This window comes from Haemophilus parainfluenzae (genome assembly GCF_036288925.1).
In the GTDB taxonomy this organism is placed as follows: Bacteria; Pseudomonadota; Gammaproteobacteria; order Enterobacterales; family Pasteurellaceae; genus Haemophilus_D.
Genome location: NZ_CP127167.1, coordinates 24611 through 38910, shown reverse-complemented (window position 1 = coordinate 38910; position 14300 = coordinate 24611). Strand labels below are relative to the sequence as shown.

Genomic DNA, 14300 nt, shown 5'->3' with positions numbered 1-14300 from the left:
TATGAATCATTTAGATCGACTAGAACGAAAAATTGGTTATCAATTTTCCGATCTAAAACACTTAAAATTGGCACTGACACACCGCAGTGCCGCCACTCAACATAATGAACGCCTAGAGTTTCTAGGTGATTCTATCCTCAATTATGTCATCGCAGATGCGCTTTATCATCAATTCCCTCGTTGTAATGAAGGTGAACTAAGCAGAATGCGAGCAACATTAGTGCGTGAGCCTACACTGGCAATGATTGCCCGAAATTTTGAACTTGGGGATTATATGTCCTTAGGTTCTGGCGAGTTGAAAAGCGGGGGATTTCGTCGAGAATCTATTTTAGCCGATTGTGTTGAAGCGGTAATTGGCGCAATGGCATTGGATTCAAGCTTTGATAAAGCGGCAGATATTGTGCGTAGTTGGTATAAAACTTTACTCGCTGAAATTAAGCCGGGTGATAACCAGAAAGATGCCAAAACACGCTTGCAAGAATATTTACAAGGTAAGCATTTCGCCTTGCCAACTTATGAAGTAATTAAAATTGAAGGTGAAGCTCATTGCCAAACCTTCACCGTGGAATGTACGGTAAAAAACGTACCAAATATTGACCGCACTTTTATTGCAAAAGGTTCTAGCCGCCGTAAAGCAGAACAAGCGGCCGCAGAACAAATTTTAAAAATATTGGAAATAAAATGACCGAATTAAATCAAGAACAAGAGACCTATTGTGGTTTTATCGCCATTGTAGGCCGCCCAAATGTAGGGAAATCTACCCTGTTAAACAAAATTTTGGGTCAAAAAATCTCGATTACTTCCCGCAAGGCGCAAACCACGCGTCACCGTATTGTGGGAATTAAAACCGAAGGCATCTACCAAGAAATTTATGTGGATACTCCAGGGCTTCATATCGAAGAAAAACGCGCGATTAACCGTTTAATGAATCGTGCAGCAAGTTCAGCGATCGGGGATGTGGATCTCATTATTTTTGTCGTAGATGGCACACATTGGAATGCCGATGATGAAATGGTGTTAAACAAATTACGTAATGCCAAAGCGCCTGTTGTACTCGCTATCAACAAAGTTGATAACGTCAAGAATAAAGATGATTTGTTGCCATTTATTACGGATTTAGGCAGTAAGTTTAACTTTGCTCACATTGTGCCAATATCCGCGCAACGTGGTAATAATGTGCATCAATTAGAGAAAATTGTTCGTCAGTCCTTACGTAAAGGTGTTCATCACTTCCCAGAGGATTATGTAACCGATCGTTCACAACGTTTTATGGCGTCAGAAATTATCCGTGAAAAATTAATGCGTTTCACCGGAGAAGAGCTACCTTATTCGGTAACGGTTGAAATTGAGCAATTTAAAGTGAATGAGCGTGGTACTTATGAAATCAATGGCTTGATTTTGGTTGAGCGCGAAGGTCAAAAGAAAATGGTGATTGGTGCTCAAGGGCAAAAAATTAAAACCATTGGTATGGAAGCACGCGCTGACATGGAGCGCTTATTTGATAATAAAGTACACCTTGAACTTTGGGTTAAAGTGAAGTCGGGTTGGGCGGACGATGAACGCGCCTTAAGAAGTTTGGGTTATATGGATGAATGAATTTAAGCCAAAAGAGCGATGATTTGACTCCAAAATTTAAATGATTTATTTAAGGACTGATGACAATATTGTATTGGGCTCAGTCCTTTTAATTTTTGGTTGAATCTCTTCTCTGTTAGTCAATTTCTGGCTAGAAAAACATGATGTTTTATCGTCCACAAAAATCATTGCGCATGCCTTCTTCAATATAGTCATGACGGCATGCTTAGCAAGGCTTCAATCTTTGGTTGTGTCGCCTCAATTTGAGAAGGCTGATTAAATTTATCGATTCTTTTTATTCTTATTATTGATGATAAGTTTCTAAGAACCGTGCCAGTTTTCCAATGGCTTCTTCTAATTGGCCGGTATAAGGAAGTGTCACCACACGGAAGTGATCCGGTGAATGCCAGTTAAACCCTTTACCATGTACTAAAAGTACTTTCTCTTTACGTAATAAATCGAGTACAAATTTTTCATCACTATGAATATTGAATTTTTGGATGTCGAGTTTCGGGAACATATACATTGCCCCCATTGGTTTTACGCAGCTAATACCCGGGATTTGAGTCAGTAATTCGTAGGCTTTATTACGTTGTTCAAGTAAACGACCGCCAGGTTGAATAAACTCATTAATGCTTTGATAGCCACCTAATGCGGTTTGAATGGCGTGCTGCATTGGTACGTTTGCACATAAACGCATCGACGCCAGCATATCTAAGCCTTCAATATAGCCTTTGGCATGTTGTTTTGGCCCATTTAAAATCATCCAACCTTGACGGAAACCCGCAACACGATACGCTTTTGATAATCCATTGAATGTAATGGTTAATACGTCTGGTGCAAGAGCAGCGATATGATGATGAATTGCACCATCGTAGAGAATCTTGTCATAAATTTCATCTGCAAAAATAATCAGATTATTTTCACGTGCCACTTGGATAATTTCTTCGAGTAACTCTTTGCTATAAACTGCACCTGTCGGGTTGTTAGGGTTGATCACGACGATAGCTTTAGTTTTGGCATTGACTTTCGCGCGAATATCATCAATAGCAGGGAACCAGCCCGCTTCTTCATCACATAAATAATGTACCGCTTTTCCGCCCGCTAAAGTGACAGCCGCTGTCCATAATGGATAGTCTGGCATTGGAACTAATACTTCATCACCGTCATTAAGGAGTGCTTGCATGGACATGGTAATTAATTCAGATACACCATTCCCGATGTATACATCGTTTACGGTTGCATCATGAATACCTTTAGATTGATAGTATTGCACGATAGCTTTACGCGCAGAATACAAACCTTTGGAATCGCAATAACCTTGTGCAGATGGTAGGTTGCGGATCACATCAACTAAAATTTCATCAGGTGCTTCAAAACCAAATGGGGCAGGGTTGCCGATATTAAGCTTTAAGATTTTGTTGCCTTCTTCTTCTAGGCGTAAAGCTTCTTTGTGAACCGGTCCGCGAATATCGTAGCAAACGTGTTCTAATTTGTCTGATTTTGGAAATGAGCGCATTAATAACATCCTATGATAATTAGATTTTCATTCAAAAATTATGTTTAATTTACGCTTAAATTCTTATCTTGAAAAGATTTAATAAAAAAATTTTTTGAATGTATTAAAGTGCGGTAGAATATGGGCTAATTTTTTGTGTATTTTATTATTTTTCATGGGCCCTTTAGAACAAGCTAAATCTGCGATAATTCGCCAATTTGATGCTTTGGCGACAACGGATCTGCAAGCATCTATTGTACATCTTCAAACGAAGGTGGAATCGGATGTTGATCTTTTGGCGTGGATGAAAGGGCAGTCAGTCTATCCGCAATTTTATTTGCGTTTTCGTGATGAAGCTAAAACCGTCGCTGCCGTGGGTAAAGTGCGGTCATTTTCAGATGTGAATTTGGCACAGCAATTTATTCAAGAGCATGATTTCCCTTTAGTGGGCCGTTTACAGTTTCAAGGTGAAAGTCAGTTTATTTTGCCTCAAGTTTTAATTGAACAGCAAAATGGTGAGACCGTGGTTTCAGTTTTTGTTGAAACAAATAAGCTTGATTCGGCAAAAACGATTTTGAATTCATTTGAAAAAATGACCGCACTTTCACCGTTTAATCAATTAACTATTGAAAGTGTAGAGCCAAAAGCGAATCAAGGTACGTGGTGTGATTGGGTCAATCAAGCGCTCACTCGAATTCGACAAGGGGAATTAACCAAGCTTGTCTTAGCAAATGAAACGGTGCTTCATATTCAAGGTGAGTTAAACGGAAAAGATTTTCTTGCTGCAAGCCAAGCCCAAAATAGCGGTTGTTACCATTTTCTATGGGCAGATAACGCCCAAAACTGTTTTGTGGGCTCAACACCAGAACGCCTGTTTGCACGAGATAATCGTCTGTTATTTACAGAGGCCCTTGCGGGCACGGCGCCTGTTAGTGATAATCCGAGTGAAAATGATGAACGTGCGAATTGGCTGTTAAATGATAAAAAAAACCTCAATGAAAACTGGTTGGTCGTTGAGGATATTTCAGAAAATATCAGTCACTTAGTGGAGCAAATTACTGTTGATGATGTCGCATTAAAGCCATTACGCAAAGTGCAGCATTTGATTCGAAAAATGCAAGCAAAATTGACCGCACTTTGTACGGATGCCGATTTGCTGAAAGCGATCCATCCAACGGCCGCAGTGTCAGGCTTACCACAGCAGCAAGCGAAGAAAGCCTTGGCTGAAATTGAAACTTTTGATCGTCGTTGGTATGCCGGTACATTAGGCATGATGAGTCAACATCTTTCAGAATTTTGCGTCACCATTCGTTCGGCTTTTATTGAAGAAAACCGAGTGCGTGTATTTGCTGGCGCCGGTATTGTGGAAGGCTCACAACCTGTAGAAGAGTGGTTGGAAATTGAACGTAAAGCGGCAGGGCTCATTTCCCTGTTTGCAGAGAATAACGGAGAATAAGAAGAATGTCTGTAAGCGTATTTAATCGTTGTTGGTCAAAAGTGATCTTAGAAACCTTGGTTCGCCAAGGAGTGAGTCACTTTTGTATTGCGCCAGGTTCTCGCTCAACACCTTTAACGTTAGAAGCTGTGCGTTTACAAAATGCCTCTCGAGCAACGTGTCATAGTCATTTTGATGAGCGTGGCTTAGGCTTTTTTGCTTTGGGGATAGCGAAATCCACACAAGCGCCTGTTGCCGTGATTGTGACGTCAGGCACGGCAGCAGCCAATTTATATCCTGCGATTATTGAAGCTCGCCAAACAGGCGTGAATTTAATTATTCTTACTGCCGATCGACCACCTGAATTATGGGAATGTGGTGCGAATCAAGCCATCGTACAACAAAATATGTTTGCGGACTATCCTGTCGCAAGCGTAAATTTACCTAAACCTCAAGCCGATTATGCAGCAAAATGGTTAATTTCTACGTTAGAACAAGCGTGTTATAAACAAAAGCAACAACCAGGCGTGGTGCATATTAATGTACCTTTTGCAGAGCCACTTTATAATGCACAAGAACAAGAAATTGACAGCCATCCGTGGTTAATGCCAATTCAACGTTGGTTAAGCCAGTCTAAAAATTGGGTTGATCATCAGCCATTGCAACAAGAAGTGCTTATGCATGAAAATTGGGATACTTGGCGCACGAAACGAGGTGTTATTGTTGCAGGGCAATTAACCCCAGAACAAGCAATGGGGATTAACTCATGGGCAAATACCATGGGGTGGATTTTGCTGACGGATATTCAATCTGGTGTAGAACCGCTCATGCCTTATGCGGATATTTGGTTAGCAAATCAAACTGTGAAGCAAAAATTGCTTCAAGCAGATATTGTGATCCAATTTGGTTCTCGTTTTATCAGTAAACGTATCAACCAATTCTTAGCAGAATTCCAAGGCGAATTTTGGGTGGTGGAGCAAAGTCAAAATGCAGTTGACCCAAATCATCATACCCAAACTCGCTTTAATGCAAAAACGCATCATTGGTTGCGTGCACATCCGCCATTGCGTCAAAAACCTTGGTTACTCGAACCACTTGCGCTTTCAAAATTCTGTGCAACTTTTATCGAGCAACAAGTCGGCGGCAATCTTAATGAAGCCTCATTAGCACATCATATTGAGCGTGTTCTACCTTACAACGGTATTTTGTTTTTAGGAAATAGCCTTTTTGTGCGCTTGGTGGATGCGTTAACGAAATTGCCAGAAGGTTATCCAATTTTCACCAACCGTGGTGCAAGCGGAATTGACGGTTTATTAGCAACCGCTGCGGGTATTGGTATTGGTTCTAATCAACCTGTAGTGGCGATGATTGGCGATACGTCCACGCTTTATGATTTGAACTCTTTAGCCTTATTTAAGAACGTGACTCAACCAACCATTATTTTTGTAATCAACAATAATGGTGGCGCAATCTTTGATATGTTGCCCGTTGATGAAGAGGTGAAAGAACAATTCTATCGCTTGCCGCATAATGGTGATTTCTCACAGATTGCGAATATGTTTGGCTTGAAATACGCCTTACCTTACACTTGGGCGGATTTAAGCGCAGTGTTGAAACAGGCTTACACACGTCGCCGCGCAACCTTAATTGAAATCAAAACGAATCCTAGTGATGGTAGCGAGACTTATAAACGCTTGATTGAACAAATCAGCCACGCTGTGGTTGGTGAATAATTTATTCATTCATTTCCCCTCTTAAGAGGGGATTTCTTTATATGGCATTATGATGAATCTTGTTTTTCTCCATGGTTTATTAGGTACAAAATCGGACTGGCAAAAAGTCATCGAAAATCTACCGCACTTTCGTTGTCTCTCTCTCGATTTACCGTTTCATGGCGAGAATAAAGCTGTAGTGGTTGAAGATTTTGAGCAAACGGCTCAATTTCTTGAAAGCCAAATACAAAGTCTCATAAAAGATGAACCTTATATCCTGATCGGTTATTCACTTGGTGGACGAATCGCACAATATTATGCACTGCAAGCTAGAGTAAAAATAGGGCATTTAAAGGCGGTCATTTTAGAAGGGGCAAATTTAGGTTTACAGTCTGAGCAAGAAAAACAAAGCCGTTTAGCTAATGACAAAATGTGGGCGGAGCGGTTTTTCCATGAAACCCCTGAAGCCGTACTCGAAGATTGGTATCAACAACCCGTCTTTTCTCATTTGAATGAACAACAACGCAAAGCATTAATTGAAAAGCGAAAAGCCAATTGCGGGGCAAATATTGGTAAGATGTTATTAGCCACTAGCCTTGCCAAACAGCCTGATTTTCGAGAGAAAGTGCGGTTAAGTTTGCAGCCATTTTTTTATTTTTGTGGAGAACGAGATCAAAAGTTTCGTCAAATGGCAGAGGATAATCAACTTGATTTAACGATTACTCCTCATGCTGGGCATAATGCTCATTTAGAAAATTCGACATATTTTGCTAAAAAAATTGAAGATATCGTTTTAAAAATCGCTAATCCTTAAGTCCTAAACAACAAAAAGCTGATGCGTGAACATCGGCTTTTTGTCTTTTAAATGTAAAGAGGGGCTTAACTTTCAGCAATCCCCATTGCACAAACAGCAGCCGAACTCCATGCCCATTGGAAGTTGTAGCCACCTAACCAGCCGACAACATCTAGCACCTCACCGATAAAATAGAGACCTTTAATCTTTGTCGCCTCCATGGTTTTAGATGAGATCTCATGAGTATCGACACCACCCATCGTGACTTCAGCCGTTCGGTAGCCCTCAGTGCCATTAGGAACAAATTGCCAGTTGTGGATTAAATTCTCTAAATTTTCTAACCGCACTTTACTTAAGTTCGCAATCACTTCATCTTGAATCAAGCCTTGTTCTAACCAAAGCTCGACTAATTTTTTCGGTAATAAGCGACTTAATACGGTTTTTAATTGCAATTTTGGCGAAGATTGACGCATCTCATCTAGGTGATGTCGAATATTGTTATAAGGCAATAAATCTAAATGAATGCTTTCACCAGGTTGCCAATAATTGGAGATTTGTAAAATAGCAGGGCCTGATAAGCCACGATGGGTGAACAGCATTTGATGAGTAAAGGTTTTGTGCTGATTCGTTGCAGCTACATCTAATGAAACACCAGAGAGCGCCGAGTAGAATTTGTCACTTTCTCGCCACGTGAATGGCACAAGACTTGCTCGCGGAGGAATCACATTTAACCCAAATTGTTCTGCAATTTGATAGCCAAAAGGCGAAGCGCCTAAGCCAGGCATAGAGAGCCCGCCCGTGGCAATAATCAAATTTTGGCATTGCCATTCAACTGCATTTACCTTTAATTTGAACCGTACGCTAGGGTTGTTTTCAACGGCTTCAACATCATTCACTTCGCTTCGTAGTTGAATGTTGACACTGTATTTGTCACATTCAGTTCCGAGCATCTTCACAATATCTTCTGCGCCGTTATCACAAAATAACTGACCTAATTCTTTTTCGTGGTAAGGAATGCCGTATTCAGCGACTAAAGCAATGAAATCCCATTGTGTATAACGTTTTAAGGCAGATTTGACGAAATGTTTATTTTGGCTGATATAACGGCCAGATGTGATTTCCATATTGGTGAAATTACAGAATCCACCGCCAGACATTAAAATTTTTCGACCAATTTTCTTACCGTTATCAAAAATGGTGGCTTGTTTGCCCAGCTTGCCTAACTGTGCGGCACAAAATAAGCCGGCAGCACCGGCGCCAATAATGATATTTTCTGAATAATGAGACATAGCTTATTGTGAGGTTTGTCCTTTTTCAAAATAGTCTATCATTTTGATTCGTTGGATGACAGTACGGCGATCCACGGCAGCATTACCCGAATCTAATAATTGCTGCCAATAGGCTTTGGATTGTTCCGGTTGATGATTTTTAAAGGCCTCAGTCGCTAGTAACGTGAGGACTGAAATTTCATTTTTATCCTGTTTTAAGGCTTCATCCATTATTTGCTGGATTTGTGGTGTGATGTTTTGACCGGCTTGATAATAAAGTGCGGTCGCTTTTAGGCCTAAAATAGCGGGCGTTGTGCCTGAAATTTTTTCTGCATTGCCATAGGCGATGAGCGCATGATCAAATTCATCATTTTGCATGTAGGCATCACCTAGCTGAGCCCAAAGCTCAGGGTTATTTACATCTTCTCGAATTTTATTTTGAATTTTGAGCACCATATCTTCTTTTTGATGCACCATTGATGTATCTGTTTTTTTATTGGCAAGCTCAATCATTTCTTTTTCACCTTGTTGAACTCGCTCAAAACGATCAAGGGAAAAATAATAACTTAAGGGAAGAATTAATAAAATAGCAAAGACCCAAATGGCGGATTTGGTTTCAAATTTGACCGCACTTTTTTCTTCTTTAGGCGCACGATGAGGTTGATTTGCGAGTTGTTTTGGCTCGCCTTCTGATTTTTTAGTAGAAAATAAAATTAACGCAAAAGCACCAATTAATAACAAAATAGGCAATAGCCAGAGTAGTGCCGTATTCCACTGGAAAGGTGGCTTATAGTTCACGAAATTACCGAAACGAGCTGTCATCGTGTCGATAATTTGCTGATTGGTTTTTCCTTCATCTACCATTTTATAGACTTCAATACGTAAGTCATAAGCAATCGGTGAATTGGACTCAACTAAGTTTTGATTCTGACATTGTGGGCAACGTAAGGATTTTGCCAGTTCAACAGCTCGAGTGCGATCGGCTTGGTTTTTAAACGCATAGGTGTCGACCATTTCTGCGTGAGCAAAAAGGGCAAACGTCAGTAAAAGTGCGGTCAGAAATCGGGTTAATTTTTTCATTTTACTTTTTAGTTAATCCATCAAGTTTTGGTTTGATCTCAGTGAGCCATGTTTCTTTATCCATATAGCCAGAATGACGATAACGGATCATGCCGTGTTCATCGACAACATAGGTTTCTGGCGCACCATCTACGCCCAATTGCATCGCAAATTCACCACGGCTATCGTCAATAGTGAGTATAAATGGATTGCCCATGTGCTCTAGCATCGCAATGCCATTTTGAGGTTTGTCACGATAGTCGATTCCAACAATGGGTACTTCTTTTGAAATTTCCATCAAAAGAGGATGTTCTTGTTGGCAATAGCCACACCAACTTCCCCACACATTAAGCAGAAAAGGCTTTTTTGGAAAATCTCTTGGGCTGACAATTTGACTCGGTTCAAGCAAATTCGCTTGATAGAATTCCGGCACAGGTTTATCAATGAGTGCAGAGGCAATTTGTTTTGGATCTTTGTGTAAGCCAACAAAAAGCAGTAAGCAAATACTCAATAACAAAATCAGCGGTAAAAACAAAATAAACTTTTTATTCATCACGTTTTCTCTTCAAATTGATGGCTGAACATAATGCGCCAAGTGCCATTAAAATGCCTCCGAGCCATAACCAGCGAATAAGCGGTTTGTAATGTAAGCGGAATGTGAACTCACCTTTGCCTAAGTTATCACCCATCACAATATATAAATCGCCCCAAAAGCCTGCATCTAAGCCCACTTCACTCATGGTCATGGTGCGAACATCATAATAACGGCGCTCTGGTACAATTTCTGCGTAAGGTTTGCCTTGTTTTGACACGCTAAAGAAAGCGACTTCGGCGGTAAAGTTTGGACCTATTTCATTGGAAAAACGATTGTAGTGGAATTCAAATTGGCCTAATTGTTGGCTTTGCTGTGGCGCAAGTCTAACACCTAACTCACTGCCAAAGTAACTACTCATCACGGCACCCATTGTGGCAATCGCCACGCCACAGTGTGCGAGAATCATCCCGAAATAGGCAAGTCTTACTTTTGCCCAATTTTGCCATAAGGTGACGAATAATACCCAAATAGCAAGGGTGAGTAATACATAAGCGAAGAAATGAAAGCGTAATGCGTTGTCATTTTGTAGCGTATTCCAAATCATGCCATAAGCAATCATTGCAGCAGGAATAAGTAATAACAAGCGTTTAAAAAAGCGTTTTTTATCAGATTTAAACCAGCTTAAGCAAAGTGTCGCCGCCATCGCAAAAAGCACTAAAGTGAGCAATGGCAAGAAAATGCTATTAAAGTAAGGCGCACCCACGGAAATGCTTCCCCAACTCATGGCTTGGAATAGCATTGGATAGAAAGTGCCTAAGAAGGTACTGACGGTTGCCACGGTTAATACGATGTTTAAGCCTAAAATAGCTCCGGTTTTAGAAATGAGCGGGAATTTGACCGCACTTTCATTGGTATTTGTGCGTAGGGCAAATAAACTGAGCGAGCCGACAGTCAATAAAAAGAAAATCAGTAATAGCACATAACCACGGGAGCTATCTAAAGCAAAAGCATGAACAGAGGTTAATGCACCTGAACGGACAATAAATGTGCCTAATACACTGAATGCAAAAGCGAGCAGGGAAAAGAGTATTGTCCAGTAGCTAAACATGCCTTGTTTTTCAGTCACCATCAAGCTGTGTAGCAGTGCGAGTCCCAATAACCATGGCATAAGTGAGGCGTTTTCAACAGGGTCCCAGAACCACCAACCGCCCCAGCCTAATTCGTAATATGCCCACCAGGCACCGAGTACGATCCCTAAGGTTAAGAATAACCAAGAAACAAGCACCCAAGCTCGCATCGCACGCGCAATTGCTTGTGCAGAGCGATTAAAAATTAAGGCAGAAATGGACATGGCAAAGTTAACGGCAAAGCCCACATAACCCACATATAACAGTGGTGGATGGAAAATTAAGCCAATATCTTGCAGCATTGGATTGAGATCTCGTCCTTCCGAAGGGGCAGGAAACGCACGTCCAAATGGATTGGAGTAGAACAAAATAAAAATAGCAAACCCAAGACAAATTAAGCCAAGTAAAGAAAGGGTTTGTGCAGAAAAAGTGCGGTCATTTTTGCGAGAGAAAAAGGCAAAAGCCACTAACCAAAGACTTAATGTAAAAAGCCAAAATAAAATGGAGCCTTCATGTCCGCCCCAAGTGGCGGCAACTTTGAAAAATGTCGGTAGTTGAGAATTGGAGTGCGCTGCCACGTATTCCAAAGTGAAATCATCTGTTGCGAAAGAGTAGGCAAGAATACCGATTGAAACGCTCGTAAAAATACCGAAGCAATAACTTAATCCCCAAGCCGTGTTGGTGAGAGAGGGTTTATTTCGCCAAATACCAATTTGCGGCACGATAGAAAGTAAGAGCGCCGTGGTGGTGGCAAAGAGTAATGAGAGAAATCCGAGTTCGGGAAGCATAGTATTCTTCAGTATTAAAGGTTGTATTTTACAAAATAAGGTTGATTTTAAGCATGAAAAACATACGTAAAATTAACCGCACTTTAGTCTTTTAAATAAACAAAAGGCGTATTGTATACGCCTTTTGATTAAATAAGAAATTTATCCTTACGCAACGGTAAGTTGTCCGCCGTACAAGATGAAGTAACGTAAGCAGAGAACCCCGATTAAGTCGAAGATTGACACAAGGATAATAAAGTTCTTATTGTATTTTAAGCTGTCTTTTGCTGCAAGGTTCGCAAGTAGAGGAATGATGATACCAATTAAGAATACCCCAATCCAGAACACTGCACCCCAGAAGCCGGAAAGCGCATTATGCAATGCAACCACTTTCTGACCACCACCGAAGTGTAGACCAACAAAGAAACAGATTAATAAACCAAGTTCAGTCACCATAATTGGCACTTCAAATTTATGAATGAAGTGTGATTCATGGCTATCACCTTTTAATTTACCTGCAATGAGGATAAATAAGAAGGTTGCAGCGATACCTGAAGATGTACCTGAAGCCAAGAATAACGCCGGTAAAACAGGGTTATTTAACATTGGGTAACTGATCAATGCTGAAAGTAAGAAACCGGTATAAGCCCCTAGCACAGCAGCTAAGATGAATAGAATGACTTCTACAGGACCTGTTAAACGTTCTAATACATTGATAATTTTACCGACGAAACCAAGTTTTGGCATAAAACGTTGGATGAGCGCCATGATATCTTCTTTGAAGATAACCGCACACCAACATACCAAGAATAGCATATAAACTTGGAATAACATTACCCCCATAGACATTACAGAGTTAAATTGATAGTTAAACATCAATTTCCAGAATGTCCAAGGACGTGCCAAGTGGAAAATTAACAGGGTTAAACCGATTAATGTTGGCACAGAACCTAAAACGGCGGCTGCTCTGATAATCCAGTTTTTGCTAGGATTTTCTAATTTGTGACTACGTTTATAAGCAATCGCTAATTGTACCGCACCGGAAGAAATACCAAGTAAGAACAAATAGATAGCGATTGTTGAATCCCACACCAAATTAGGTGTGTGAAACGGAACAGGATAATCTAATGTCATCTTCTTGGCTCCCCGTGTTGGAATGGAATATGGTAAAGATTTGGTTGAGTACCTAATTCCACTTTCGTGCGATAAACCGGATTTTCTTTCACTTTGCGAGAAACTGCACTGCTTGGATCATTCATATCGCCAAAGGTTAATGCTTTGGTTGGACAAGCTTCTACACAAGCAGGTTGTTTGCCAGCTGCTAAGTTTGTATCGCGACAGAAGTTACATTTATCCGCAGTAAGATGCTCTGGATGAATGAAACGTACGCGATAAGGACAAACTGCGATACAGTATTGGCAACCTACACAAAGATCTTTATGCACATCTACGATACCTGTTTCAGGATCAATAAATGATGCACCGGTTGGACAAACAGCCACACAAGGGGCGTTTGTACAATGTTGGCAAGATTGACGGAAAAACTCGTATTCTTGATTTGGGAATTCGCCATAAGGTTCGCTACGGAGAATTTCCAAACGTGAAACGCCTTCAGGAACGTGGTTAGTTTCACGACAAGCATCCATACAAGCGGTACAGCCGATACAAGCTGTTTCGTCGTGTACCATTGCATAGCGTTTTGGTTTATCCGCCTTTTCCTCTTTCGCTAAAGAGGTCACTGATGTTCCCGTCATAAGGATTAGTGCCCCCATGCCGGAAACAAAGTTTCGGCGTGAACAAGCTGTCATTATTTATCCTTTTGTTCGGTTGATTGCGTTTGTGATTGTGTGTCTTTTGCCGCTTTGCGTTTTTGTTGTTCGCCGTGGCAATCTACACAAAGTTTCACACGATTTTTCGGTTGAATACCTTTCATTGCATCATCTTTCGGGTGTAATGTGTGGCAGCTTGCACAAGGCAATTTCATTGCGTGAACATCGTGCGCCCAAAGTTTTTCACGAAGTTTTGCAGGTTGGTGACAAGCAAAACAAACTTGGTTTTGTTCTTGCGCGGTATACATTGGTTTTTTATCACCAAAGATATCGCCATCAAAACGCATCACATCTTTTGCACCACGACGGTGATCTTCCGAAATATTACCGTGACAGTTTACACAGTTAATCGGTTTACCTGTGTTAGGACTTTTTTGATTTAAGTGTGCGCCGTGGAATTTACCAAAGTGTAATTCACCACCAGATTGATCTAAAGTTTGGTTTTTATCGACTTTGTCAAATTTGTGACATTTTGCACAATATTGGTTTGGGTCACGTTGGTTATCCAATTGTGGCTCATAAGTGAGTTGAGAGGCTGGTGTTTTTGCCATCTCTTCCGCACTTGCAGCCATTGGCATTGCCGCAAGCATTGCAAGCATTACAAGGGATTTTGCCGATTTGCTGATTAAAGAAGTTAAATTCATTCTGATTACCTCAAATATAGGGTTAAAAATGACCGCACTTCGACACTTCAGTTACAAA

13 protein-coding genes are annotated in these 14300 nt (G+C 40.7%); 5 read left to right on the top strand and 8 right to left on the bottom strand.

Annotation, left to right across the window (positions count from 1 at the left end):
• Position 1: 1 nt before the first annotated feature.
• Positions 2-685 (top strand): ribonuclease III, encoded by a 684-nt coding sequence (gene rnc, locus QQS40_RS00175; RefSeq protein ID WP_128786990.1) that lies wholly within the window; start codon positions 2-4, stop codon positions 683-685.
• Complete coding sequence (era, locus tag QQS40_RS00170) at positions 682-1596, top strand: GTPase Era (RefSeq protein WP_128786991.1); 915 nt, start codon at positions 682-684, stop codon at positions 1594-1596. The genes rnc and era overlap by 4 nt, the downstream gene beginning before the upstream one ends.
• 283 nt (positions 1597-1879) lie before the next feature.
• Here the strand turns inward: era and QQS40_RS00165 are convergent, their stop codons facing one another.
• On the bottom strand, positions 1880-3094 hold the full coding sequence (locus tag QQS40_RS00165) for a pyridoxal phosphate-dependent aminotransferase (RefSeq protein ID WP_329505382.1): 1215 nt from the start codon (positions 3092-3094) through the stop codon (positions 1880-1882).
• A 154-nt stretch (positions 3095-3248) separates the two neighbouring features.
• On the opposite strand from QQS40_RS00165, the gene QQS40_RS00160 reads away from it, so the two are divergent.
• The 3 genes from QQS40_RS00160 to menH are packed head-to-tail and all read left to right on the top strand — an operon-like array spanning position 3249 to position 7034.
• Positions 3249-4529 (top strand): isochorismate synthase, encoded by a 1281-nt coding sequence (locus tag QQS40_RS00160; RefSeq protein ID WP_329505379.1) that lies wholly within the window; start codon positions 3249-3251, stop codon positions 4527-4529.
• A gap of 5 nt (positions 4530-4534) precedes the next feature.
• Positions 4535-6241, top strand: a complete 1707-nt coding sequence (gene menD, locus QQS40_RS00155; RefSeq protein ID WP_128786994.1) for a 2-succinyl-5-enolpyruvyl-6-hydroxy-3-cyclohexene-1-carboxylic-acid synthase — start codon at positions 4535-4537, stop codon at positions 6239-6241.
• Between the two features lie 49 nt (positions 6242-6290).
• Positions 6291-7034, top strand: coding sequence for a 2-succinyl-6-hydroxy-2,4-cyclohexadiene-1-carboxylate synthase (gene menH, locus QQS40_RS00150; protein ID WP_149785853.1), 744 nt, complete (start codon positions 6291-6293; stop codon positions 7032-7034).
• Between the two features lie 65 nt (positions 7035-7099).
• Here the strand turns inward: menH and QQS40_RS00145 are convergent, their stop codons facing one another.
• The 7 genes from QQS40_RS00145 to nrfB all read right to left on the bottom strand — a co-directional run bounded on the left by QQS40_RS00145 (position 7100) and on the right by nrfB (position 14242).
• A complete protein-coding gene (locus tag QQS40_RS00145) occupies positions 7100-8302 on the bottom strand; it encodes a BaiN/RdsA family NAD(P)/FAD-dependent oxidoreductase (RefSeq protein WP_049357757.1) in 1203 nt (400 codons plus the stop codon).
• A gap of 3 nt (positions 8303-8305) precedes the next feature.
• A complete protein-coding gene (nrfF, locus tag QQS40_RS00140) occupies positions 8306-9361 on the bottom strand; it encodes a heme lyase NrfEFG subunit NrfF (RefSeq protein ID WP_329505376.1) in 1056 nt (351 codons plus the stop codon).
• A gap of 1 nt (position 9362) precedes the next feature.
• Positions 9363-9893 carry a DsbE family thiol:disulfide interchange protein gene (locus tag QQS40_RS00135; protein ID WP_329505374.1) on the bottom strand — a complete coding sequence of 177 codons (531 nt, stop codon included), beginning with the start codon at positions 9891-9893 and terminating at the stop codon, positions 9363-9365.
• Positions 9886-11790 (bottom strand): heme lyase NrfEFG subunit NrfE, encoded by a 1905-nt coding sequence (gene nrfE / locus QQS40_RS00130; protein ID WP_329505372.1) that lies wholly within the window; start codon positions 11788-11790, stop codon positions 9886-9888. The genes QQS40_RS00135 and nrfE overlap by 8 nt, the downstream gene beginning before the upstream one ends.
• 147 nt (positions 11791-11937) lie before the next feature.
• Entirely contained in the window at positions 11938-12903 is a 966-nt protein-coding gene (gene nrfD, locus QQS40_RS00125) for a cytochrome c nitrite reductase subunit NrfD (protein ID WP_049357764.1), read from the bottom strand.
• Entirely contained in the window at positions 12900-13577 is a 678-nt protein-coding gene (nrfC, locus tag QQS40_RS00120) for a cytochrome c nitrite reductase Fe-S protein (RefSeq protein WP_126469402.1), read from the bottom strand. Before nrfC ends, nrfD begins: the two co-directional genes overlap by 4 nt.
• Complete coding sequence (nrfB, locus tag QQS40_RS00115; RefSeq protein WP_128787001.1) at positions 13577-14242, bottom strand: cytochrome c nitrite reductase pentaheme subunit; 666 nt, start codon at positions 14240-14242, stop codon at positions 13577-13579. The genes nrfC and nrfB overlap by 1 nt, the downstream gene beginning before the upstream one ends.
• Positions 14243-14300 lie beyond the last annotated feature (58 nt).